The sequence below is a fragment of the Bradyrhizobium algeriense genome (genome assembly GCF_036924595.1).
Lineage (GTDB): Bacteria > Pseudomonadota > Alphaproteobacteria > Rhizobiales > Xanthobacteraceae > Bradyrhizobium > Bradyrhizobium algeriense.
Genome location: NZ_JAZHRV010000001.1, coordinates 262,214 through 283,399, shown reverse-complemented (window position 1 = coordinate 283,399; position 21,186 = coordinate 262,214). Strand labels below are relative to the sequence as shown.

The window sequence follows — 21,186 nt, the reverse complement described above, 5'->3', positions numbered from 1 at the left end:
CTGCGAGCGGCTGAATGATTAACAGCTTGTTAACAAGATTGCAAAGGCTTCAAGAAGTTAAGGTTACTCCGGCGGGCCCCGATTCTCCCGTATTTTCACGGGGATGGGGGATCAGGCGATGGACCGTGAGGGGACCGGAACCAGCACGCTGTCCGGCGGACGGCGGCCATGCGAGGCATTCAGCAACTGACGAACCCGCACCGCAGGCACCGGCGGGCTGAACAGATAGCCCTGGGCCTCGGTTACCGCACCATCGGCGCTGATCAACTCGAGCTGCTCGTTGGTCTCGATGCCCTCGACCACGACGGACATTCCGAGGTCGGCCGAGAGCCGTGCCACGCCGCGCAGCAGCGTCAGCGGCCGGTCGCTGTCGATACCTTCCAGGAAGGAGCGGTCGATCTTGACCTTCTGCAATGGGAAGTTGTGCAGGTAGCTCAGGCTCGAATAGCCGGTGCCGAAATCGTCGAGCGAGATCCGCACGCCGAGCGAATGCAATTGCGACAGCACGTCGTGCGTCAGTTGCGTGTTACGCAGCAGCGAGGATTCGGTGATCTCGATTTCGAGCCGGTTGGCCTGCAGGCCGGAGACCTCAAGCGCGTAACGGACCTCGCTCAGCACGTCGCGCTGATGGAATTGCTGCGGCGAGAAGTTGACCGCGACGCTGACGCCCTCGGGCCACTTCATGCATTCCATACAGGCCTTGCGCAGAATCCAGCGGCCGAGATCGACGATCAGGCCCATGTCCTCGGCGACCGGAATGATATCGGTCGGCGAGACCGTGCCGCGAACCGGATGATTCCAGCGCAGCAGCGCCTCGCAGGTGGATATCCGGCCCGACTTGAGATTGACGAGCGGTTGGAAGAACAGCTCGAACTCCTCGTTGGCCAGCGCCTTGCGCAGGTCCAGTTCGAGGATGCGGCGGGATTCGACGACCTGCGCCATCTCTTCCCGGAAGAAGCAGAACGTGCCGCGGCCGTCGGCCTTGGCGCGGTACAGCGCCATGTCGGCGTTCTTGAGCAGCGTGTCGGCGCTGACGCCGCGCGAGGTCATGGCGATGCCGACGCTGGCGCCGATTTCGACCAGATGATTGTCGATCTTGTAACGCTCGCTCAGGCGATCGACGATGCGCCGGGCGAGGCCCGCGGCGTCATCGGCCGAATGGATGTTCTGCTGGAACACCACGAACTCGTCGCCGCCGAAGCGCGCCACGAAATCCTCGGGCCGCAGCATCTCGCGCAGCCGGTCGGCCACCGCGCACAGCAACTGATCGCCGCAGGGATGGCCGAGCGTGTCGTTGACCTGCTTGAACTGGTCGAGGTCGACGAACAGCAGCGCCGACAATTGTTCGGCGCCCTGCTGGACAGCCAGAAGCCGCCCGATCTCATCCCGGAAATTGACCCGGTTCGGCAGCGCCGTCAGTTCGTCGTAACGCGCCAGATGACTGATCCGGGCTTCTGCATTGCGGCGTTCGGTAATATCTTCCAGCAGCACGACCGCGCCGCCACCGGCCATCGGCTGGAAGGTCCACGACAGCGACCGATTTCTGGCGAAGTCGGGATCAGCGGTAACGACGCCCCTCGCCTGCGAATTCTCGATTTCAGCGAGGATTATCTTGCCGCTCGCCGCCGAGATCGATCCGGCGCTGACACAGGCCGCAATGATGTCGGAAGCACTCGCGCCGCTTTGCACGAGACCGTCGGATAGCTCCATCATTTTGCTGAAACGATAGTTCATCACCGCAAGCCGGCCGTCGGCCCCAAACATACACAGACCATGCGGCATGTTGTTCAGCGCGGTATCGAACTGATCAGCCAGCGCCGCCTCGCGCTCGCGCGCGACGTGTGCTCGAACGAAAATCCGCTGCAAGTCGGTCGAAATCTGCTTCAGCGCCAAAAAAAACACCGCGCTGACGATCGCCATTCCGATGTAATAGGGGGTGCCGCGAAGCGCCAGCGCAATCGCCGTCGGACCGCAGGCGAGTGCAATCTGCACGTGGAATATCCACGGCCTTCCATAGGTCCGGCCCGCACCTCCAGCCACGTACCCGGTGGTGACGGTCAGGCAAATCATGTGGGCCACAGCATCATCGCTGCCGAGCAGAGTCACCGTGCACCATAGCCCGAGCGCAACGGCATAGATCATCGCCCCGATCTGATAGCGCACCTCCCAACGCGCGGCTTCATCGGCGGTCAGAGCGGATCTGCGGCTGTTGTAGTGGTGCATGTCGAGGGCGCGGGCGGTGCCGGACAGCACGAGAAAAGCAACGCACGGCCAGAGCAGGTCTTGTCCGGTCTTCACGGCGGTCATGGCCGCGGCAAAGGCAACCATCACTGCGCCCGCGAACAGCGGCGCGGGATTTTGGAAAAGCGAATCGATCAGCGCCGAGTAAGTTGACGGCGAGACCTTCTGATCCGGCTCTTCGGTTTGACTTGCAAGCTGCATTTTAGGGGCGCGCATCCTATTCGGGTAGGTAGTTTTACCCGCTGCAGATGAAGTCTTTCTGAGGGAATATCGTTACCGAGACGTTGTTTTTTGCGGCGCACGACGAAAATATGCATGAAAAATCAGTTGGCTAGGCAATGTTTGCCGGTTAACAGCCGGTCCCTTCCGGGACCGGGTTCCATTATGACAACAGCGGCGACCATGCCGGGTCGGAGGCAAAACCGGGCGTTGGCACCCGCAATTCGTTACGACCTGAGATATCGACCGTGTAGAGCGAGGGTCCGCCGCTGCCGCCGGGCTCGCGGAAGAACATCACGACCCGGCCGTTCGGCGCAAAGGTCGGCCCCTCATTGTGGAAGCCCGAGGTCAGGATCCGCTCGCCCGAACCATCGGTCTTCATGATGCCGATCGCGAACTGTCCGCCGCCCTGCTTGGTGAACGCGATGTAGTCGCCGCGCGGCGACCACACCGGGGTCGAATAGCTGCCCTCGCCGAACGAGATGCGCTGCGCGCCGCCGCCGGTGGCCGCCATCACGTAGATCTGCGGCTTGCCGCCGCGGTCGGATTCGAAACAGATGCGGGCGCCGTCGGGCGAATAGGACGGCGAGGTGTCGATCGCCGGCGTGTCGGTCAGCCGCGTCGTCGATTTCGAGCGCAGATCCATCACGAACAGGTTCGAGTTGCCGCCCTGCTGCAGGCTCATGATGATGCGCTGGCCGTCCGGCGAGAACCGTGGCGAGAACGACATGCCGGGGAAATTGCCGACGATCTCGCGCTGCCCGGTCTCGACGTTGAACAGATAGACGCGCGGATCGCCCTGGCCGAATTCCATATAGGTGATTTCCTGGGTCGACGGCGAGAACCGCGGCGTCAGCACCAGATCGCTTCCCTTGGTCAGGTATCTGACATTGGCGCCGTCCTGATCCATGAGCGCCAGCCGCTTGACACGGCGCTCCTTGGACCCGGTCTCGTCGACGAATACGACGCGGCTGTCGAAATAACCCTTCTCGCTGGTCAGCCGCTCATAGATCTGGTCGGAGATGATGTGCGCGATCCGCCGCCAGTATTCCGGCGAGGTCTGGAATTGCTGGCCGGCGAGCTGCTGCTGCTGATTGACATCCCAGAGGCGGAATTCGGCTTTCAGACGGCCGTCGCCTTGCCGCGTCATGCGGCCGACCACCAGCGCCTGCGCGCCAATCTGCTTCCAGCTCTGAAACGTCGGCGGGTTGTCGGGATTGGTGATGCGCTCGATGAACGCAGCCTGATCGATCGGCGCGAACAGCCCGCTGCGCTTGAGGTTGTTGGTGATCACCTGCGCCACGCCGACGCCGACCTCGGCATCGCCGGGCGTGCCCGCCACGAAATTCGGGATCGCGATCGGCTGTGGAACGAACTCACCTTCGGGAATGGGGATCCGCTTTGGCGCTTGTGCGAAGGCATTGCGACCGCCGGCGACCGTGCCAAGCGCAGCCATTCCGGCTATGATCTGACGGCGGCTCGGGCGATGCAGCATCTTCGGCAATCCATCTTTGTCAGTCATCGCTTCAAACTTTGCTCATATCTGTCATTGCCAACTGGTGTCCGCCACGTGACAAAACCGTTAGACTTTTTCCTTGAACACCGGCGCAAAATATTTCCATTCCTCGTAAAGGGCCGCCGGCAGCTTGTACGGCTGGCATTCGATGATCGCGCGCAACGCGCTCTCCTGATAGACGCGAAGGTAGGGGGTCGCCGGAGCGCCTTCCGGAACCGGCGAGCCTTCAAGGGTGCCGTCGCGCTTCAGACGAATGGCAAACGCGGCTTCAGGCTTCTGCGATTCGATTCCGCCATAGGGCTTCTTCCAGCATCGCTCGACCTGCTGCTTGAACATCGCGCCCCAGGTTGCGGAATTGTCCGCAGCCGTGCCCTTCGCAAGGCCGAGCGCTGCGTTCGAATTCAGCGTGTCGCCGGTCGTGGCCTGACGCGACGGGTCACGCTTGTCGAGCAGGGCCGCGATCTGGTTCTGATCGAAGTGCCGTTCGACAATACGCTTCTGCGGCTCGGGCGGCTTGGCGGCCTGCACCGGCTTCGGCGGCGGCTTCTTCTCTTCCTTCTTGATCGCCTCGGCGATCGGATCGGGCTTGACCGGCTCGGGTTTTTTCTCGACCGGCTTCGGCTCTTGCTTCGGCTCTTCCTTCGGCTTCTCGACGACCTTCGGCGGGTCGGGCTTCTTCTCGACCGGCTTCTCCTCGGCCTTGGGCTGCGGCGGCGGCGCGGTCTCGGTCACAACCGGCGCCTTCTCGGCGATTTTGCCGACGGTATCGTCAACCGGCTTCGCCTCGGCGACCTTCTCGACCAGCGGCTTCGGGTTTTCCTTCTTGCCGGTCTTCATGCCGGCCATGACCTTGGCAAGCTGGTCAGGCGAAATGACATCGACGGCGACCGAATCTTCCGGCTGCATTTCGAGCGCCTTGGTCGAGAACGACAGCATCACCCACCCCAGCACGAATACGTGCAGGACAACCGACGCAACAACTGTCTTGTCGACCTTGACCTTCACTTGAGCTTTCCCGCTCCGCCGTCAGCCGTCGCGTGCCGCTTCATGGCTCAAGAACCCTGATCCGGCACGATGACGATATTCGCCTTGAATCCCGCCGTCCTAATATACCCCAATAGTTTCATCATATCCGTGTAGCAGACGTCCTTGTCGCCGCGCAGGTATACCACGCTCTCGGCCTCCGACCGGGTCTCCCGGATCGCCTTGATCTTGGGCAGCAGGTCGTTGGTCGAAATCAGCGTATCCCCGAGATAGAGCTCGACATTCGAATTGCAGGCTCCGCCGGTGCGCTTGACGGAGAGCGTCAACGGCGGCGCGTTGGCCTGGATCTGCTTGCCGCCGGAGGCGACCGGCAGGTCGATATCGATGCTCGACGTCATCAGCGGCGCCGCCACCATGAAGATGATCAGCAGCACGAGCATCACGTCGACCATCGGCGTGACATTGATCTCCGCCATCACGGCGGCGCGACGCCGGCCGCGGCGTCCACCGCCACCGCCTGCCGAACCTGCCATGTTCATCGCCATGATCTTGATCTCACGATGCGCTCATCATTTGCCGTCCTCACGCCCGCTCGTCGATCTGGCGGGACAGGATGGCGGAAAATTCGTCGGCGAAGCCTTCCAGCCGCTGCGCCTGCCGGTTCACCTCGGACGTGAACTTATTGTAGAAAATGGTCGCGGGGATGGCGGCGATGAGACCGATAGCGGTCGCAAACAGCGCTTCCGCAATGCCGGGCGCCACCACCGCGAGCGAAGTGTTTTTCGAGGCCGCGATCGACTGGAAGCTCGACATGATGCCCCAGACGGTTCCGAACAGGCCCACGAACGGTCCGGCGGAGCCGACGGTCGCCAGGACCAGGAGCCGCCGCTCCAACCGCTCGACCTCGCGGGCGATGGAGACATTCATCACCTTCTCGATCCGCATCTGCAGGCCGGCAAAGGAGCGTGTCTGGCTCTCGAACGAGCGCTTCCACTCGCGCATGGCCGCGACGAAACACGCCGCCATCGACTGCGTCGGTTTGGCCGACAGCGCGCGGTAGAGCTCCTCGATCGACTGCCCCGACCAGAACGCCTGCTCGAAACGGTCCATGGCGCGCTTGGTGCGGCCATAGAGGAAAATCTTGTCGATCGCGATCGCCCAGACCCAGACCGAACAGGCCAACAGCCCCAGCATGACTGTTTTTACGACCCAATGGGCCTGCATGAACAAGGCGATCAGCGATACGTCGGCGGAGACCAACGGCAGGGCTGCCGGAGCCACGTCGGCGGGATTCATGAGCGGTATCCTCTCAACGCAAGTGTCCCTATTTCCTCCGGGAGCAAACGGCTGCCGGTACCACAGCCGCGCGTCGGGCGCGGCGATATGCGCCAGCGCGAAAGCCTCTCTAGGTGTCGCATGGGGGCCCGCCGAAAGCCGGGTATTTGCTTCCCCTGCCAACATGTCAAAACGAGGGCTGTCAGCGCGTCATTCCGTCCCTAACCAGACGCTAAGCTTGGTTAACACTAGGTTACCAAAGGGAAATCCGACTGCCGGAAATCCAGGCAGGCCGGGCGGTTACGGGGGCGGGGGGCCGGGTTCCATGCCCTCGGAAGTGGTGCCCGGCCGGTCGCCTCGCCCTTCGCGACGGCCGCTCCCGCTGCCCCGTCATTGCGAGCCAAGCGAAGCAATCCATAGCGCGGCATGCGGAGAGGTGGATTGCTTCGCGGAGCCTGGTCATCGGGCGCGCATTCGCGCGACCCGGTGGCTCGCAATGACGGCTGAACGAACTTGCGCATTCTCGCGACGTGATACGCCCGAGGTTTGCTCTTGACCTTACCCTCGAAAATCAGAGGGCGCAGGGAAGACCGGGTGCTTGCTGCACCCGCGGTCTCGCGTGCGATTTGCGCAAACAAAAGTGCACACGAGCATACAGGTTCAGCGGAAACACTCCGGCCTTCCCTGCGCAATGGCTTTACGGCTTACTTCGTGCTCTTCCCGGAGAACGGCTCTTTTGCCTCCGTCGCCACGAGAGAAGCGTTGCCTCTCCCGGACTTAGCGCCAGCACCGCGGCGCCCGAACCACACGACTTCGCCGTACGCTCAAGCCACACACGTCAGTCGCAGCTCTCGCGTCCATCGCATCTCACCGCGCGTTCGTGACGATGGCCAACGCCCCTCATCCGCCGTGAGACGGGCGGAGTTATGGGACTGATTTGGGTGAGAACGAAAGCAGAATATTTTTGCGCCAGGGGCTGGACAGGTTTTGGGTGATTTGCCCGTCGTGCCGGTTTGTCGCAGGCCAGCGAATGAAATTGCGCTTGTGCGCGAAGCAAATCAGTTCGCGGTGCGTAATGAATTGTAGCCCGCATGAGCGCAGCGATATGCGGGTTTTCTCGCATGGGTCCCGGGATCGCGGAGCCTGTCATCGGGCGCGCATTCGCGCGACCCGTTGGCTCGCCCGGGCTACACTCAGACGGAAACCTTCTCCCGACAATTCGTTAGCCTCGCGGGAACGCCGACCGCGGTGCAGCCGGGCGGTACGTCATGCTCGACGACGGCGCCGGCGCCGATCTTGGCGAAATCGCCGATGCTGACGCCGCCGATAATGCTCGATCCGGCGCTGAGTAAAACGCCCCTGCCGATTCTTGGGGCGCGGTCCGGCTCCGAATGTTTTCGGCCGATGGTGACGTTCTGCAGAACCGTCACCTCGTCGCCGATCACGGCGAAGGCGCCGATGATGATGCCGGTGGCGTGATCGAGAAACACCGACGTTCCGATCGATGCTGTGGGGTGAATGCTGACGGAAAGCTGATCGGACGACAGGCTCTGCAGCAGCAGCGCGAGATCGTTGCGGCGCTGGCGCCAGAGCAAGTTGGAGACGCGCCAGGCCTGCAGCGCGACGTAACCCTTGAAGTTCAACAGCGGCGGCAGCAGCGTCGTCGTCGCGGGATCGTGAACGGCGATGCTCTGCAAATCGCGGCTTGCGGCGTCGACCAGATCGGGCGAACGACCAAACGCGTCGCGGGCAAGCTGCGTAAACCGCGCGCGATCCGCCGGACTTTTGCCGAGCCGCGCGCCGATCTGGTGCGCCAGCGCATGAGCGAAGTCAGGATGATCGAGAATCGCCGATGACAGCGCCGCGCCGAATACTGGGTCGCGCGCCATAGCGCTTTCGGCTTCACGCCGGATCGTTCGCCAGAGCTGATCGACAGATGGCGTTGCATTCATGGAAGCCGTCCCGAAATAGCCGCTGGTTCGTAACATATGCCGGCCCTGGAACAATGCCAGAGATACAGTTCAAAACGTGCCGCCCGCCTGGCGCTGCTACTTTTGCGCGGGCAGCAAGGCGAGCGCCGCGACCAGTCCGGCTACCGATGCAATCGCGGCTACCGAAAACAGCCAGACATAACTGATCGCCGATCCCTCGGCATGGAGCACCGCGCCGAGAACTGCGATACCGACCGCGAAGCCGGCCTGGCGCATGACGACTGTCACGGCAGATGCCATGCCTGCTTGATCGGGAGGCACCAGCGCGACGGCTGCGCCGGACAGTTGCGGGTGCGCGAGCGCCACGCCAACCCCGATGGCGACCATGCCGCAGAAGATCGGAATCATCGGCGGTACTGCGCCGCCCGACATGAGCGCGATCACAATGGCGACATTGCCGGCTGCCACGAACGCAAGGGCCAGGGCGAAATGCAGCCGCCATCCTGCCCGGCCGATAAGCCAGCCGCCCAACGGCGGCAGGAACAGCATCGGCAGCGTGGCCGTCAGGAGCGCAAGCCCGGCCACCTCCGAAGACCAGCCGAAGGCGGTGGCGAAGAACAGCGGCAAATAGACCAGCACCGCCCAATAGCCGATCGACACCGCGAACAGCAGTATCGCAATCCCGATCATGGCCCGCTGAGCGAACACGCCGGGATCGAGGATCGGCTTGTCGAGGCGCCGCTGCTGGATCGCGAATATAGCTAGCAGCAACGCACTCAGCGCGAGCCCGCCGGCCAAATGCAGGGTTGAGGTGCGGCCAAGCAGCAGCGCCTCCACCAGCACAGCGAGCGCAGCGGTGAGCAGCATGACACCCACGAAGTCGAGCGGCCTGGGCACCGCCTCGCGCGCTTCCGCGACCAGCCGCGGCACACCCCACGCGATCAAGGCGCAGGCCGGCAAGTTGATCAGGAAGATCCAGCGCCAACCGATCCACGATGAGACAAGACCGCCGATGGTCGGACCGAGAGACATGGCGATGCCGGACATGACGCCGAGCCAGGCGAATGCGCGCGTGCGCGCCTGCGCTTGCACATAGACCGTTGCGATCAGCGCGAAGCCGCCGGTCACGAGGAATGCTGCGCCAACGCCCTGCAGGGCGCGGGCAGCCCATAAGCTCGGTCCGTCCCAGGCCATCCCGCACGCCAACGACGCGAGCGCAAAAATGCCGTTGCCGGCGAGCATCGCCCGCCGCCGCCCATACCGATCCGCCAACGCTCCCGCAAAGAGCAAAGCGCCTGTGAACGCCAGACTGTAGGCGTCCATGACCCAGGCATATCCAGCCACGCCGAACCCGAGCTGACGTGCGACCGCCGGCAAGGCGATGACCACCGCCGTCACGTCAAAGTTGGCGAGGAATGCCGCCATCCCGAGAAGCAGCGCCGGCGCCATGGATGGTGTGGGCTGAGCATTGTCGCTGTCGGGCTTGTTCGTCGGCGGTGTCATCAGGCGGTCTCGGAGCTGTGTGGTGACTACTGGTGTCTTGAGCCGCCGCCATGTGCCAACGCCAATTGTTCACATCGGCATGAATCTCCTTCATAGTGCTTCAATATGCGTGCCCTTCCCCCTTTTGATGGTCTGATCGCGTTCGACGCGGCGTTGCGTCATCGCAGCATGACGCTCGCGGCCGGTGAGTTGGGGCTCACGCAGAGCGCGATCAGCCACCGGCTGAAAAAGCTCGAGGCCTTTGTCGGCGCGCCGTTGTTGAACCGCACGGGGGTCGGTCTGTTGCCGACGCCGGCCGGCATGACCTTGGCCGAGGGGTTGGGGCGGATGCTCGATGAGATGGCGGAGCTACGCGCCCGCTCGCGCGCAACGGTGCAGCCGGCGACGCTCAAGATCGGGCTCGGCTCCGCCCTTGCGGACTATTGGCTGGTCAGGCGTCTGCCGGCGTTTGCGTCCGCCCATCCAAATGTGGCGATCGAACTCTTCATCATCGAAAGCGATGTGCAGGCGCGCGCCCTTGATCTCGACGTGCAGATCCGGTGGCTGCCCAAGGCCGGCGCGCGCGCCACCTCGACCCAACGCCTGCTATTCGACGAGATGGTTTTCCCGGTCGCCATCCCGTCGCTTCTGCCACGCGGGCGGCCCTTGAAGGATCCCGGCGCGCTCGGCACCTTGCCGATCCTGCACAAGAGTTACGTTGGCCGCAACGATGGCGCGGAGTGGTCGTGGCCGGTCTGGTTCGAGCGGCTCGGAATCACGGCTCCCGTTCCGGCCGGGCTTCGCTTCGACAATCTCGGAACGGCAATCGCTGCGGCCTTGCAGGGCAGCGGCGTCGTTGTGGGCCGGTCACTGCTGGTTCACGATGCCCTCGCGGAGCGACGACTTTGCCGCGTCGTATCGTCAAGCCGGGATATGGCGTCCAGCAAAGCGCATATCATCCGCTGGCCCGCGGCGCTCGCCAACGACAAGCGGGTCGCACTGTTCGTCGCCTGGATTGCAAAGGAAGCGGCGAAAACTTCTCTTCGATGAAGGAGCGTCACCGCCGACTTTCGCTCAAGTACGCTCAGCGCTAAAGCCGTCGCAGCGCCACCGTCTCGATGACGTGATCGGCACCCTTAGTGAGGATCAGCGTCGCGCGCGGCCGCGTCGGCAGGATGTTTTCCTCGAGATTGGCGAAATTTGTGCGCTCCCAGATCGCCGTTGCGGTGGCGATCGCTTCATCGTCCGACAGCAGCGAATAGCGGTGGAAATAGGACCTTGGATCGTGGAACGCGGTGTCGCGGAAGGTCAGAAAGCGCTTCACATACCAATCGCGCAGCACCGACACGTCCGCGTCGATGTAAACGGAGAAGTCGAAAAAGTCGGAGACGACGGGCACTGCCCTGCCGTGGTGCGGCAACGGGGCGGTCTGCAGGACATTCACGCCCTCGACAATAAGGATATCGGGCTGGTCGACCTCCTGTCACTGGTTCGGAACGATATCGTAGGTCAAATGCGAATAGACCGGCGCCCGCACCGGGCTTCGTCCGGCCTTGACGTCGCTCAGGAACGACAACAACCGCGCCCGATCGTAGCTCTCCGGAAATCCCTTCTTCTGCATCAGCCCTTCGCGCTCCAGCACCGCTTTGGGAAAGAGAAAGCCATCGGTTGTTACCAGATCGACTTTGGGCCGCGGCGACCATCGTGCGAGCAGCGCCTGCAGGACACGCGCGGTGCTCGACTTACCCACTGCAGCCGAGCCGGCGATACCGATGATGTAGGGCACTTTGCGGTCGCGGATGCCGAGAAACTGACGCTGAGCGTAATAAAGCCGCTGCGCGGCATCGACATAGATCGACAACAGGCGCGAGAGCGGCAGATAGATTTCCTCGACCTCCTTGAGGTCGAGGCGGTCATGCATCGAACGCAGCTGCGAGAATTCGCCGGGCTCCAGCGTCATCGGCGTGTCGTTGCGCAGCGCGGCCCACTGCTCTCGCGAAAAGATGCGGTAAGGATTATATCTCTGGTCGGGAGCACGGATATCCATGTCGCCGTCTCTCAAAGGGCGCATACCCGTGGAGAAACTTATCCGCCGCGATGACGCTTGTCAGCCTCGATCGTTCGCATCGGGGTCGAAAGCGCGCCTCTTGCGTAGCTGGAGGATGCCCGTTCCTTCCCTCAGGGCCAGGCATGAAGCGACGGCTGCGGCATGTCGGTTTCGGGTCACAGCGGAAGCCGGACCGGGCTGCTTCCCGAGAACGCCAGGTGTTTAAAAACAAACCGCCCACCTGCTCTCGCAGATGGGCGGTTGTATCGCCATCAGGCATCATGGGGGCATCACGCCTGAGGCTGAACTCTCACTCGCGACGCGCGCTTTACTTTTGACGCGTTTTCTTCACGCGAACCGGTATCCACTTCGCTTGAAAACGCTATGCTTCAGCCCTGCTGCGGCTGGTCGTTCGGCGGGGTCGGACGCGTCTTGTGCTGCGCCATGAACTGGTCGAACTCTTCCTTGTCCTTGGCGTGACGCAGGCGATCGAGGAAATTCTTGAACTCGACCTGCTCTTCCTCGAGCCGGCGCAGGGTTTCCATGCGGTACTCGTCGAAGGCGCGGTTGCCGCTGGTCGGCGGGCCGAAGCCGAAGCCGCCAAAGCCGCGGCTCTCCATGCGGTTACGCATCCGGTCCATCTTGTACTGCATCCGCTCCATCTTGTTCTGCCAGCGATCTCCGTTGCTCCAGCAACCCATTTTTCTGCTCCCTAGTGTGAAAAAGAGGAGGGCAAGGCCGATCGGCCACCAGATGATGAAGCCTAGGATGGTCACCGCGATCCAGCCGGGGTGCCAGGGGCTCTCAAGCATATGCGGGCGATAGTTCTCTTCCGTCGGGCCGCGCCATCGATTGACATCTGCGGTGTAGGCCATTTCCCTCTCCATGACGGCGATCACGCCATTGTGAATGTAAATAACATTTACATACCTAAACCATCCAGAATTTTTGTCAAGCGGGCGGCTGGCCGCACCTTCGAAAAATTATTTGGGGGTTCCCCAGGGACCACCGGCGGGCGGCACTGGCGGCGGACCCGGCGGTCTGGATTCCGGCCGGCGCTCGGTCGGGAAGCCGAGGCCGCGCAGATAGATCAGCACTTCGGCTTCCAGGAGTTCTTCCGGCGACATAGGCAGCTTGCGCCGCGCCGCATCGCCGCGGCCGAACAGCGAGGCCACGCCATGCGACATCGACCAGATGTGCAGCGCCATCATCATCGCCGGCGGCCGCGGCATGCCGGGCGGCGCCAGCGCAGCAAGCCGTTCGGCGGCGGCGCGGATGATGGCGAAGGCGCGCTCGCTCGCAGCCATCAATGTAGGGTTTGCATCGACCGGAAGGCCGGATTCGAACATCGCCGAGTAGAATGCGGGCTCGTTGCGCGCAAACGCCAGATAGGCCTTCCCTACCCGCTCAAACGCCGTGACCGTGTCCGGCCGGCCGTCGTCCCAGGCCTGGGTCAGCAGCGCCTCGAACTGCTCAAAACCGCGCTGGGCGATCGAGGACAGCAATTCATCGCGATCGCGGAAATGGCGGTAGGGCGCGGCGGGGCTGACGCCGGCCATCCGCGCCGCGTCGGCGAAGGTGAAGCCGGCCGCGCCTTTTTCGGCAATCAGGCCGAGCGCCGCCTGCAGCAGCGCCTCTTTCAGATTGCCGTGGTGGTAGCCGCGCTCGCTGCGGCCTTGGTCCTTTCGCCAGCTCATGTGAAAGGCTTTTACATGAGCCGGGTGAAAAGGTCACTTATTTTGAGGCCGTTAACTGGCGTTCATCAAGATTAACGGCGTGCGGCGCGACCGGGCGCTCCGAGCCGCCCGGGTCTAACCGCCCGGGATCGGGAGGACCGGCATGATCTCAACGCGCTCGCCGGGAAAGATCGCAAAGTGCGGGTGGTTCTCGAACAGTTTCGCGGCGGCCTCATGTGAGCCGGCGCGCACCACCGCGAAGGCGCCCATCTCGTTGGCGATGTCGGCAATACCGTTTGCATCGACTTTCTTGGTCTTGCCCAGCGGGCCTCCCATGGCGGCGATCGCCGCCTGGTGCTTGTCGACCCAAGCCTTCCACGCCGCGATTCCCTGCGCCTCCTTGGCGCGCCGCTCAGCCTCGGGCAGCGCATTCCAGGCCGCCATTTTCGCACTGGTCTTGCTGCCGAGAAAGACAGCGAGGAACGTATCGTTGGTGCTCATGAGGTTTCTCCTCTTTTGCGGTTGACGGATCGCGATAGGCGTAGGGTCAGGACCCATAAACTCTCGGATGTCGGCTTCGAGCGGACCTCAATCAGCCGGCCGGTGGCTTGTTGACCGCCAATTGAGCGTCGAAGGCACGCTTGTAGGCGGGCCGCGCTTCGCCGCGGGCCACATAGGCGGAGAGGTTCGGATATTCGTCCAGCAAACCCGACGCTTTCAACCTGAGCAGCACCGACACCATCATCAGGTCGCCCGCGCTGAACGCGCCATCGAGCCAGTCGACACCGCCAAGGCGACGGGAAAGTTGCCCCAACCGGTCACGGACGCGATCCTCGACGAGAGGCATGCGTTGCGCGGTCCAGGACTTGTCGCCCTCAAGGATCCTGGCGGTTACGAGTTCAAGGATCGGCGGCTCCACTGTGCTGAGCGCGGCGAACATCCATGTGATCGCGCGCGCCCTTGCATTCGCATCGTCCGGCCACAGGCCCGCATGGCGCTCCGCGATGTGGAACACGATCGCGCCCGTCTCGAACAAGCCGAGATCGCCTTCCTCAAAGGTCGGAATCTGCCCGAAAGGATGAAGCGCCAGATGTGCGGGTTCCTTCATCGCCCCAAACGAAACAAGACGAACCTCGTAAGGTTGGCCCACTTCCTCCAGCGCCCAGCGGACGCGCGTATCACGCGCCAGTCCCTTGCCGCCATCGGGTGACCGTTCAAAGGCGGTAATGGTGATGGTCATCGTGAGGCTCCTCCTTGGCCAGAATCATCGGCTGCGAGGCTGGCAAGCTGTCAAGGCAAACTCACCGCGCCTTGTGCGCATTTCCCTTCTGCAACTCGTCAAAGCCTTTGGCTGCCTGCTGCACCTCTTCGGAGAAATCGGATATCTCCTGCACCTGGCGGATTTCGATGATCTCGTTCTCGGAGGCCGGGCATTTCTTGGCCCAGGCGATCGCCTCCTCGCGCGACTTCACGTTGATCATCCAGTAGCCGCCGAGCACTTCCTTGGCCTCGGTGAAGGGGCCGTCGGTGACGACAGGCTTGCCGGTGGCGAAGGAAACCCGTGCGCCCATCGAAGGCGGATGCAGCCCATCGAGCGCGATCAGTACGCCGGCGTCCTTGAGCGCCTCGTTGTATTTCATCATCGCCTTGACCCGTTCGGGATCGAGCTGGACGTCCGGCGGCGCGGTCTCATAGCCCAGGGGGATCATCAGCATCATGAAGCGCATGGTGGGTGTCCTTTGTTGTTTGGCGTCATTCCGGGATGGTCCGAGGGACCAGACCCGAAATGACGAGGAGAGTTATTTCTTCGCGGAGGCGCGCAGCCGCTCTTCCTGCTCGCGCAGTTCGGGGGTGAGCGCTTCGCCGAAATCTTCCGCGGCAAACACCTGGCGGATCTCGATCTCGTCGCCATCGAGGAACGGCGCGCGCTTCATCCAGTCGATCGCTTCATCCAGCGATTTGGTGTTGATCAGCCAGAAGCCGGCGACGAGATCGCCCGAGAAAGCGAACGGCCCGCGGCTGACGCCGCCCTGCCCGCTGCCATACTTGATCCGTGCGCCCTTCGAGGTCGGATGCAGGCCCTCGCCCGCCTCCATCACGCCGGCCTTCACCAGCTCCTCGTTGAACTTGCCCATCGCGGTGAGCAGTTCCGTGCTCGGCATCACACCGGCTTCCGTATCCTTGCTGGCCTTCACAATCACCATGAATCGCATCGCTATTCTCCGGTTGATCTTCTTGGGCCGGCTACCATCCCGTCGGCCTTCGTCAACAAGACGAGCGGGCTTTTACGCCCCCGACATGTCAGTGGAAATTAATTTGGATCTAATTTGACCGCCGGCCATCAATCGCCGATCGCCTGATAGGCGGAGGTCCAGAAGTCGCTCATCACACGCGGCGGTTGCGGCGATTCCATCATCCGCTGCGTCAACAGAATGCCGGTGAAACTCTCCCGGGGGTCGGAATACCACGAGGTTCCGTAGCCGCCGAACCAGCCGAAGCGGCCCGGCACGCTGCAGAGATCGTCTCGCCCGGTGTACACAGAGAGCCCAAAGCCCCAACCCTTGACGTCGCCGAAGAAAAGCTCGGAGCCCTGCTTCTGCGCGGGCGTGAGCTGATCGGCCGTCATCAGTTCGACCGACGGCCGCGACAGGATGCGCTCGCTGCCTAACCTTCCGCCGTTCAACATCATCTGCGCAAAGGCATTGAAATCATCGGCGGTCGATACAAGTCCGGCGCTGCCGTTCTCGAACACCGGCGGTTTTGCCCATTTGCCGGTGGCGGGATCATCGAACACCTTCAATTCGCTGGTTGCGGGGTCCCGCGCATAGGCGGTCGCGAAACGCGCGCGACTGGCTTCGGGCACGTAAAAGCCGGTATCCTTCATGCCGAGCGGCGCGAAGATGCGATCTTCAAGAAATTTAGCAAATGTCACGCCCGCCGCGCGCGCGATCAGCACGGAGAGAATGTCGGTGCCGCTGTTGTAGAGCCAGCGTTCGCCCGGCTGATAGATCAGCGGCAGCGTGCCGTAGCGCCGCATCAATTCATCCGGCGGAAACGAAGGGAATACCGGCCCCGGCGCAAAGCCGGCTTCGGCGATCGCCTTCTGGATTGGATAGCGATCGGGAAACACCATCAGCATGCCGAGACCAAGTCGGAACGTCAGGAGATCGCGCAGCGTGATCGCGCGGCGGGCGGTCACGGTATCATCGAGCGGCCCATCGACGGCGCGCAGCACCTCGCGGCCGGCCAGTTCAGGCAGAAAGGGATCGACGGGGTCATCGAGCCGCAACTTGCATTCCTCGACCAGGATCATTGCGGCAACCGCCGTGACCGGCTTGGTCATGGAGGCGATGCGGAAGATGGTGTTGCGCTGCACCGGCGCGCCGCCGATTGCCATTTTTCCAATGGCATCGACGTGAATTTCGCCACGGCGGCTGACCAGCGTCACCAGGCCCGGCATATCGCCGCTGGCGACATGGCCGGCCATGACATTATGCATGCGCGCGAGGCGCGGCCGCGAGAGAGCGTCGCTCATTCTTCGTTCCTTCCCTTTTCAAATGCGGTATCTGACGCAGGAGGCGTGCGCCAAACCGACAATCCGGTCAGGCCGACGGCTGCTGTTTGACGAACGCGCCATTCTGGTAGGCGGCACCGAAATAAACGTCGATGCGCTTCACCTTGTCGCCCTCGAAGCCGAAAAACTCGGTATTGCGAAAGCTCCTGCCGCCCTTGGCGACGCAGCGGTAGGTGACAAAGGCTTCATCGCCTTCGACGAAAATCCGCTCCAGCTCGTGCCGTTCGATCCAGTCGCTGTTCTTCCAGCACCGCTCGAAATAGGCCGGCTTGTCGATATTGTCGTCGTAGGGGCTGGTGAAGCGGAAATCCTCGCTGAATGCGTTCTCGACGAACGCGCGATCGTTGGCGAGATAGGCTGCGAAGATCCGGCGGATCGTCTCTGCCTTGCTTGCGTGAACCATTCAACGCTCCTTCTTAGCGCTCCTTGGGCACCATCTGGAAATAGGGCTCGGCCTCTTTCAGCACGCGCACGAATGAGGGACGCGCCTTCAACCGCTCGAGATAGGCCGCGAGATTCGTGTGCATTCCGCCGAACGGCTCGGCCATGTTGCCGTAGAACAGCGACGGCGCCGCAGCGCAATCGGCGAGGGTGAAATCGTCGCCCATCGCCCAGCCGCCACGTGCCATCTGCTGCTCGATCATGGCGTAGGAGGTCCGTAGTTGCGCCCTCGCCTCTTCAACACCGTGCGGATCCGTCTTGTCTACGGGCCTCAACCGGTCGATCATGATCTTCTGCATCGGCAGATGCACATAGAGATCGTAGAAGCGGTCGCGCAGCCGCGTCTGCAGGGCGCGGCCGGCATCGTCGGGAATGAACCGCGTTCGGCCGCGGTAGTTCCTGTCGAGATATTCGACGATGATGCTGGACTCCGGCACGGTCTCGTTGCGCGCATCGTCACGCAGCACCGGAAATTTTCCTATTCCCCACAGCTTCACCAGCGCGGCGCGCTCGGCGGGATTGCCGAGATCGACCAGGTTCGGCGTGAACGGCGTATCGTTCTCGTACAGCGCGATCAGCGCCTTCCAGCAGTACGAGGCCAGCGGGTGGAAATGCAGGGTGAGCGACATCGAAAAACTCCCGGTGTAACAAGACGGCCCGCATTCGCGCGCGCCGACATCTGGGCCAAAGATTATTTTGCCGCGGCCGGCACGTAGCGCAGGATCACGATGCCGGTCGACAATGGCCGGCTGTCGACCAGCTTCAGCCTGACCTTCTCGCCCGGCTTGAACAGCGGCGTTCCACCGCCAAGGATGATCGGGGTCACGGCGATCCGGAACTCGTCGATCAGTCCGTGCGGGATCAGGCTGGCAGCGAGATCGGCGCTGCCGAACAGAAAAATATCCTTGGCGCTGTCGCGTTTCAGGCGGGCGACGGTCGCGGGTACGTCAGCGCCGAACATCTGCGTATTGTTCCAATCGGATTTCTTCACCGTGCGGGAGAATACGTATTTCGGCGCGGCATTCATGAAATCGGCGACTTCGCCGGTCGCGCTCGGCCAGTGATTGGCCATCAGTTCGTAGGTGACCCGGCCGAACAGCAGTCCGCCGGCGGCGGTCAACTGCTCGATCGACAATTGCTCCAGTTCCTCGCCCCAGACGTCGGAATGCCAGGAGATGTCGCGGTTCGGGCCTTCGACGAAGCCATCCAGCGTCATCAGGTTCCACATGATCAACTTGGCCATCATTTCCTCCTTAAACCGATTGCAGTTTGCAACTGGTTGTATCCTGAGACAACCGGTGCAATATTGCAAGCAGTTTTTTGGGGCCGCCTTGCCCGCCTGTATGGAACCGAACATGACCGACATCAGCCGCTCGGGCTGCCCGATCAATCTCTCGCTGGAAGTGCTCGGCGATAAATGGAGCCTGCTCATCATCCGCGACATGATGTTCGGCAACCGGCGGCATTTTCGCGAGCTGCTAACGAAGTCCGAGGAAGGCATCTCCTCCAATATCCTCGCCGACCGGCTGAAGACCCTGCTCGACGAAAAGATCATCACCCGCCAGGACGATCCCACGCACAAGCAGAAGGGAATCTATTCGCTGACCGAACAGGGCATCGAGCTGCTGCCGGTTCTCGCGCAGATGGCGGCCTGGGGTTACAAATATCTTCCCGTCAGCGAGGAGCTCGGCATCCGCGCGCGGCTGCTCAGCGAGGGCGGACCGAAACTGTGGGCCGAATTCATGGATGAGTTGCGCGAGAGCCATCTCGGCGTGAAGCGGCGCAAGCGAACCGGCCCGTCAGTCGGCGAACGCTTGCAGGCGGCTTACGAAAGCGTCGTGAACGGAAGGTAGCCCGAATCGCGCCCGCCCTGCTCGCGCAGCGGGCGGCATGCGCAGATATATCCTTAAGGTCCGCGTTATCTTGCGATGCTATCCGGCATATTACGGAGAACAGCGTTAACGCATTCTTTTTTCCTTTGGTCAAACGTGGCCCCTGGCAGCGAGGCTCGAAAGCGTTTGGTCGACAGCCTCATTATTTCACCTCGATCCGGATGAGGCTTTCCGTGTTTCAGCTTCTCAAGAACTCCTCTGCAGACAAGGCGCTGGCTGATGCGCTCGGGCGCTCACAGGCCGTGATCGAGTTCGGCATGGACGGCACCATCCTCACCGCCAACGACAATTTCCTCAAAGCCCTCGGCTACTCGCTCGGCGAAATCCAGGGCAAGCATCACAGCATGTTCGTCGATCCGTCGGAGCGCGACGGCGCGGCCTATCGTGACTTCTGGGCGGCGCTCAGGCGCGGCGAATACCAGGCCGCCGAATACAAGCGGATCGGCAAGGGGGCCAAGGAAGTCTGGATCCAGGCGACCTACAACCCGGTGCTCGACGGCGGCGGCAAGCCCATCAAGGTGGTGAAGTTTGCGACTGACATTACCGCGCGCAAGATCAAGAGCATGGAGGATGCCAGCCAGATCGCCGCAATCAGCCGCGCGCAGGCGGTCATTGCGTTCGAGATGGACGGCACCATCGTCACCGCCAATGAAAACTTCCTGAAGGCACTCGGCTACACGCTCGCCGAAATCCAGGGCAAGCATCACAGCATGTTCGTCGAACAGGCCGAGCGCAACAGCGCGGCCTATCGCGAGTTCTGGGCAAAGCTTAACCGCGGCGAAACCCAGTCGGCCGAGTACAAGCGGATCGGCAAGGGCGGTAAGGAAGTCTGGATCCTCGCTTCCTACAACCCGGTGCTCGACGAGAAGGGCAAGCCGTTCCGGGTGGTGAAGTTCGCCACCGACATCACCAGCCAGAAACTTTCGACCGCCGACCTCGCCGGCCAGATCGCAGCCATCGGCAAGTCGCAGGCCGTGATCGAATTCAAGATGGACGGCACCATCATCGGCGCCAACCAGAACTTCCTCAGGACGGTCGGCTACATGCTGGACGAGATCCGCGGCCGGCACCACAGCATGTTCGTCGATCCGTCCGAGCGCGAGGGCGCGGCCTATCGTGAATTCTGGGCGGCGCTCAACCGCGGCGAATATCAGGCCGCCGAATACAAGCGGATCGGCAAGGGGGCTAAGGAAGTCTGGATCCAGGCGTCCTACAATCCGATCCTCGATCTCAACGGCAAGCCTTTCAAGGTCGTCAAATACGCCACCGACACCACCGCGCAGGTGCTGGTGCGCATGGGCAACGAGCGCGTGCGTGGCATGATGGAAACGGTTGCAGCGGGCGCGGAGGAACTGAACGCCTCGGTTCGGGAAATCTCCGAAGCCATGACCAAGTCGCGCGAGACGGCGGCGACCGCGGTCGGGCGGGTCGAGGCGGCCGACGCCCAGGCCAAGCGCCTGAACGAAGCGGCGCAGGCCATGAGCGGCATCGTGGAACTGATCGGCAACATCACCGGCCAGATCAACCTGTTGGCGCTGAATGCGACGATCGAATCGGCACGTGCCGGCGAGGCCGGGCGTGGCTTTGCCGTGGTGGCTTCCGAGGTCAAGAACCTCGCCACCCAGGCCAAGCAGGCGACCGACAAGATCGGGGCGGAGATCGGAAATCTCAACGGCATCTCCGGCGACGTCGTCGGCGCGCTCGACAGCATCAGGCAGGCGATCCAGGGCGTCAGCGAATATGTCACGGCCACCGCAGCCGCGGTCGAGGAACAAAGCACCGTCACCAGCGAGATGTCCTCCAGCATGCAGCGCGCCGCCGCGGAAGCGAAGGCGATCTCGCAGCGGTAACGCTTCGCCATCGGCAGGCGCATTGACCCGATAGGGGACGTTTCCTGTATCGCATTGG

The 21,186-nt window shown here is 62.6% G+C and carries 20 protein-coding genes and 1 pseudogene; 3 read left to right on the top strand and 18 right to left on the bottom strand.

Features of this window, described 5'->3' with window-relative positions:
* Nucleotides 1-111: 111 nt before the first annotated feature.
* The 7 genes from V1286_RS01390 to V1286_RS01360 form a co-directional block, all read right to left on the bottom strand.
* A complete protein-coding gene (locus V1286_RS01390; protein WP_334477099.1) occupies nt 112-2,442 on the bottom strand; it encodes a putative bifunctional diguanylate cyclase/phosphodiesterase in 2,331 nt (776 codons plus the stop codon).
* Nucleotides 2,443-2,623: 181 nt separating this feature from the next.
* Nucleotides 2,624-3,916: a Tol-Pal system beta propeller repeat protein TolB gene (gene tolB, locus V1286_RS01385; protein ID WP_417021235.1), complete on the bottom strand. Its 1,293-nt coding sequence runs from the start codon at nt 3,914-3,916 to the stop codon at nt 2,624-2,626.
* A gap of 126 nt (nt 3,917-4,042) precedes the next feature.
* A complete protein-coding gene (locus tag V1286_RS01380; protein ID WP_334477098.1) occupies nt 4,043-4,981 on the bottom strand; it encodes a protein TolA in 939 nt (312 codons plus the stop codon).
* Between the two features lie 47 nt (nt 4,982-5,028).
* Nucleotides 5,029-5,505 carry a biopolymer transporter ExbD gene (locus V1286_RS01375; RefSeq protein WP_334477097.1) on the bottom strand — a complete coding sequence of 159 codons (477 nt, stop codon included), beginning with the start codon at nt 5,503-5,505 and terminating at the stop codon, nt 5,029-5,031.
* Nucleotides 5,506-5,542: 37 nt separating this feature from the next.
* Entirely contained in the window at nt 5,543-6,256 is a 714-nt protein-coding gene (tolQ, locus tag V1286_RS01370; RefSeq protein WP_108514169.1) for a protein TolQ, read from the bottom strand.
* 1,172 nt (nt 6,257-7,428) lie between these two features.
* Nucleotides 7,429-8,187: a serine acetyltransferase domain-containing protein gene (locus V1286_RS01365; protein WP_334477095.1), complete on the bottom strand. Its 759-nt coding sequence runs from the start codon at nt 8,185-8,187 to the stop codon at nt 7,429-7,431.
* Between the two features lie 96 nt (nt 8,188-8,283).
* Entirely contained in the window at nt 8,284-9,669 is a 1,386-nt protein-coding gene (locus V1286_RS01360) for an MFS transporter (RefSeq protein ID WP_334477094.1), read from the bottom strand.
* 105 nt (nt 9,670-9,774) lie between these two features.
* On the opposite strand from V1286_RS01360, the gene V1286_RS01355 reads away from it, so the two are divergent.
* On the top strand, nt 9,775-10,698 hold the full coding sequence (locus V1286_RS01355) for a LysR substrate-binding domain-containing protein (RefSeq protein ID WP_334477093.1): 924 nt from the start codon (nt 9,775-9,777) through the stop codon (nt 10,696-10,698).
* Nucleotides 10,699-10,738: 40 nt separating this feature from the next.
* On the opposite strand, the pseudogene coaA reads toward V1286_RS01355, so the two are convergent.
* The 11 genes and pseudogenes from coaA to V1286_RS01300 form a co-directional block, all read right to left on the bottom strand.
* Nucleotides 10,739-11,695: pseudogene (coaA, locus tag V1286_RS01350) on the bottom strand (type I pantothenate kinase).
* Between the two features lie 389 nt (nt 11,696-12,084).
* A complete protein-coding gene (locus V1286_RS01345) occupies nt 12,085-12,570 on the bottom strand; it encodes a DUF2852 domain-containing protein (protein ID WP_334477092.1) in 486 nt (161 codons plus the stop codon).
* A gap of 108 nt (nt 12,571-12,678) precedes the next feature.
* Nucleotides 12,679-13,392, bottom strand: coding sequence for a TetR/AcrR family transcriptional regulator (locus tag V1286_RS01340; protein ID WP_334477091.1), 714 nt, complete (start codon nt 13,390-13,392; stop codon nt 12,679-12,681).
* Nucleotides 13,393-13,506: 114 nt separating this feature from the next.
* Nucleotides 13,507-13,872 carry a hypothetical protein gene (locus tag V1286_RS01335; RefSeq protein ID WP_334477090.1) on the bottom strand — a complete coding sequence of 122 codons (366 nt, stop codon included), beginning with the start codon at nt 13,870-13,872 and terminating at the stop codon, nt 13,507-13,509.
* A 91-nt stretch (nt 13,873-13,963) separates the two neighbouring features.
* Nucleotides 13,964-14,611, bottom strand: a complete 648-nt coding sequence (locus tag V1286_RS01330; protein ID WP_334477089.1) for a glutathione S-transferase family protein — start codon at nt 14,609-14,611, stop codon at nt 13,964-13,966.
* Nucleotides 14,612-14,672: 61 nt separating this feature from the next.
* Nucleotides 14,673-15,098 (bottom strand): YciI family protein, encoded by a 426-nt coding sequence (locus tag V1286_RS01325; RefSeq protein WP_334477088.1) that lies wholly within the window; start codon nt 15,096-15,098, stop codon nt 14,673-14,675.
* A 72-nt stretch (nt 15,099-15,170) separates the two neighbouring features.
* Nucleotides 15,171-15,584: a YciI family protein gene (locus V1286_RS01320; RefSeq protein ID WP_334477087.1), complete on the bottom strand. Its 414-nt coding sequence runs from the start codon at nt 15,582-15,584 to the stop codon at nt 15,171-15,173.
* A 128-nt stretch (nt 15,585-15,712) separates the two neighbouring features.
* Nucleotides 15,713-16,906 (bottom strand): serine hydrolase domain-containing protein, encoded by a 1,194-nt coding sequence (locus tag V1286_RS01315; protein ID WP_334477086.1) that lies wholly within the window; start codon nt 16,904-16,906, stop codon nt 15,713-15,715.
* 67 nt (nt 16,907-16,973) lie between these two features.
* A complete protein-coding gene (locus V1286_RS01310; protein ID WP_334477085.1) occupies nt 16,974-17,348 on the bottom strand; it encodes a nuclear transport factor 2 family protein in 375 nt (124 codons plus the stop codon).
* A gap of 13 nt (nt 17,349-17,361) precedes the next feature.
* On the bottom strand, nt 17,362-18,015 hold the full coding sequence (locus tag V1286_RS01305; protein WP_334477083.1) for a glutathione S-transferase family protein: 654 nt from the start codon (nt 18,013-18,015) through the stop codon (nt 17,362-17,364).
* Nucleotides 18,016-18,077: 62 nt separating this feature from the next.
* Entirely contained in the window at nt 18,078-18,629 is a 552-nt protein-coding gene (locus V1286_RS01300) for a dihydrofolate reductase family protein (protein WP_334477082.1), read from the bottom strand.
* Nucleotides 18,630-18,741: 112 nt separating this feature from the next.
* Between V1286_RS01300 and V1286_RS01295 the strand changes: the two genes are divergently transcribed.
* A complete protein-coding gene (locus tag V1286_RS01295; protein WP_334477081.1) occupies nt 18,742-19,239 on the top strand; it encodes a winged helix-turn-helix transcriptional regulator in 498 nt (165 codons plus the stop codon).
* Nucleotides 19,240-19,451: 212 nt separating this feature from the next.
* Nucleotides 19,452-21,128: a methyl-accepting chemotaxis protein gene (locus V1286_RS01290; protein WP_417021089.1), complete on the top strand. Its 1,677-nt coding sequence runs from the start codon at nt 19,452-19,454 to the stop codon at nt 21,126-21,128.
* Nucleotides 21,129-21,186: the final 58 nt, after the last annotated feature.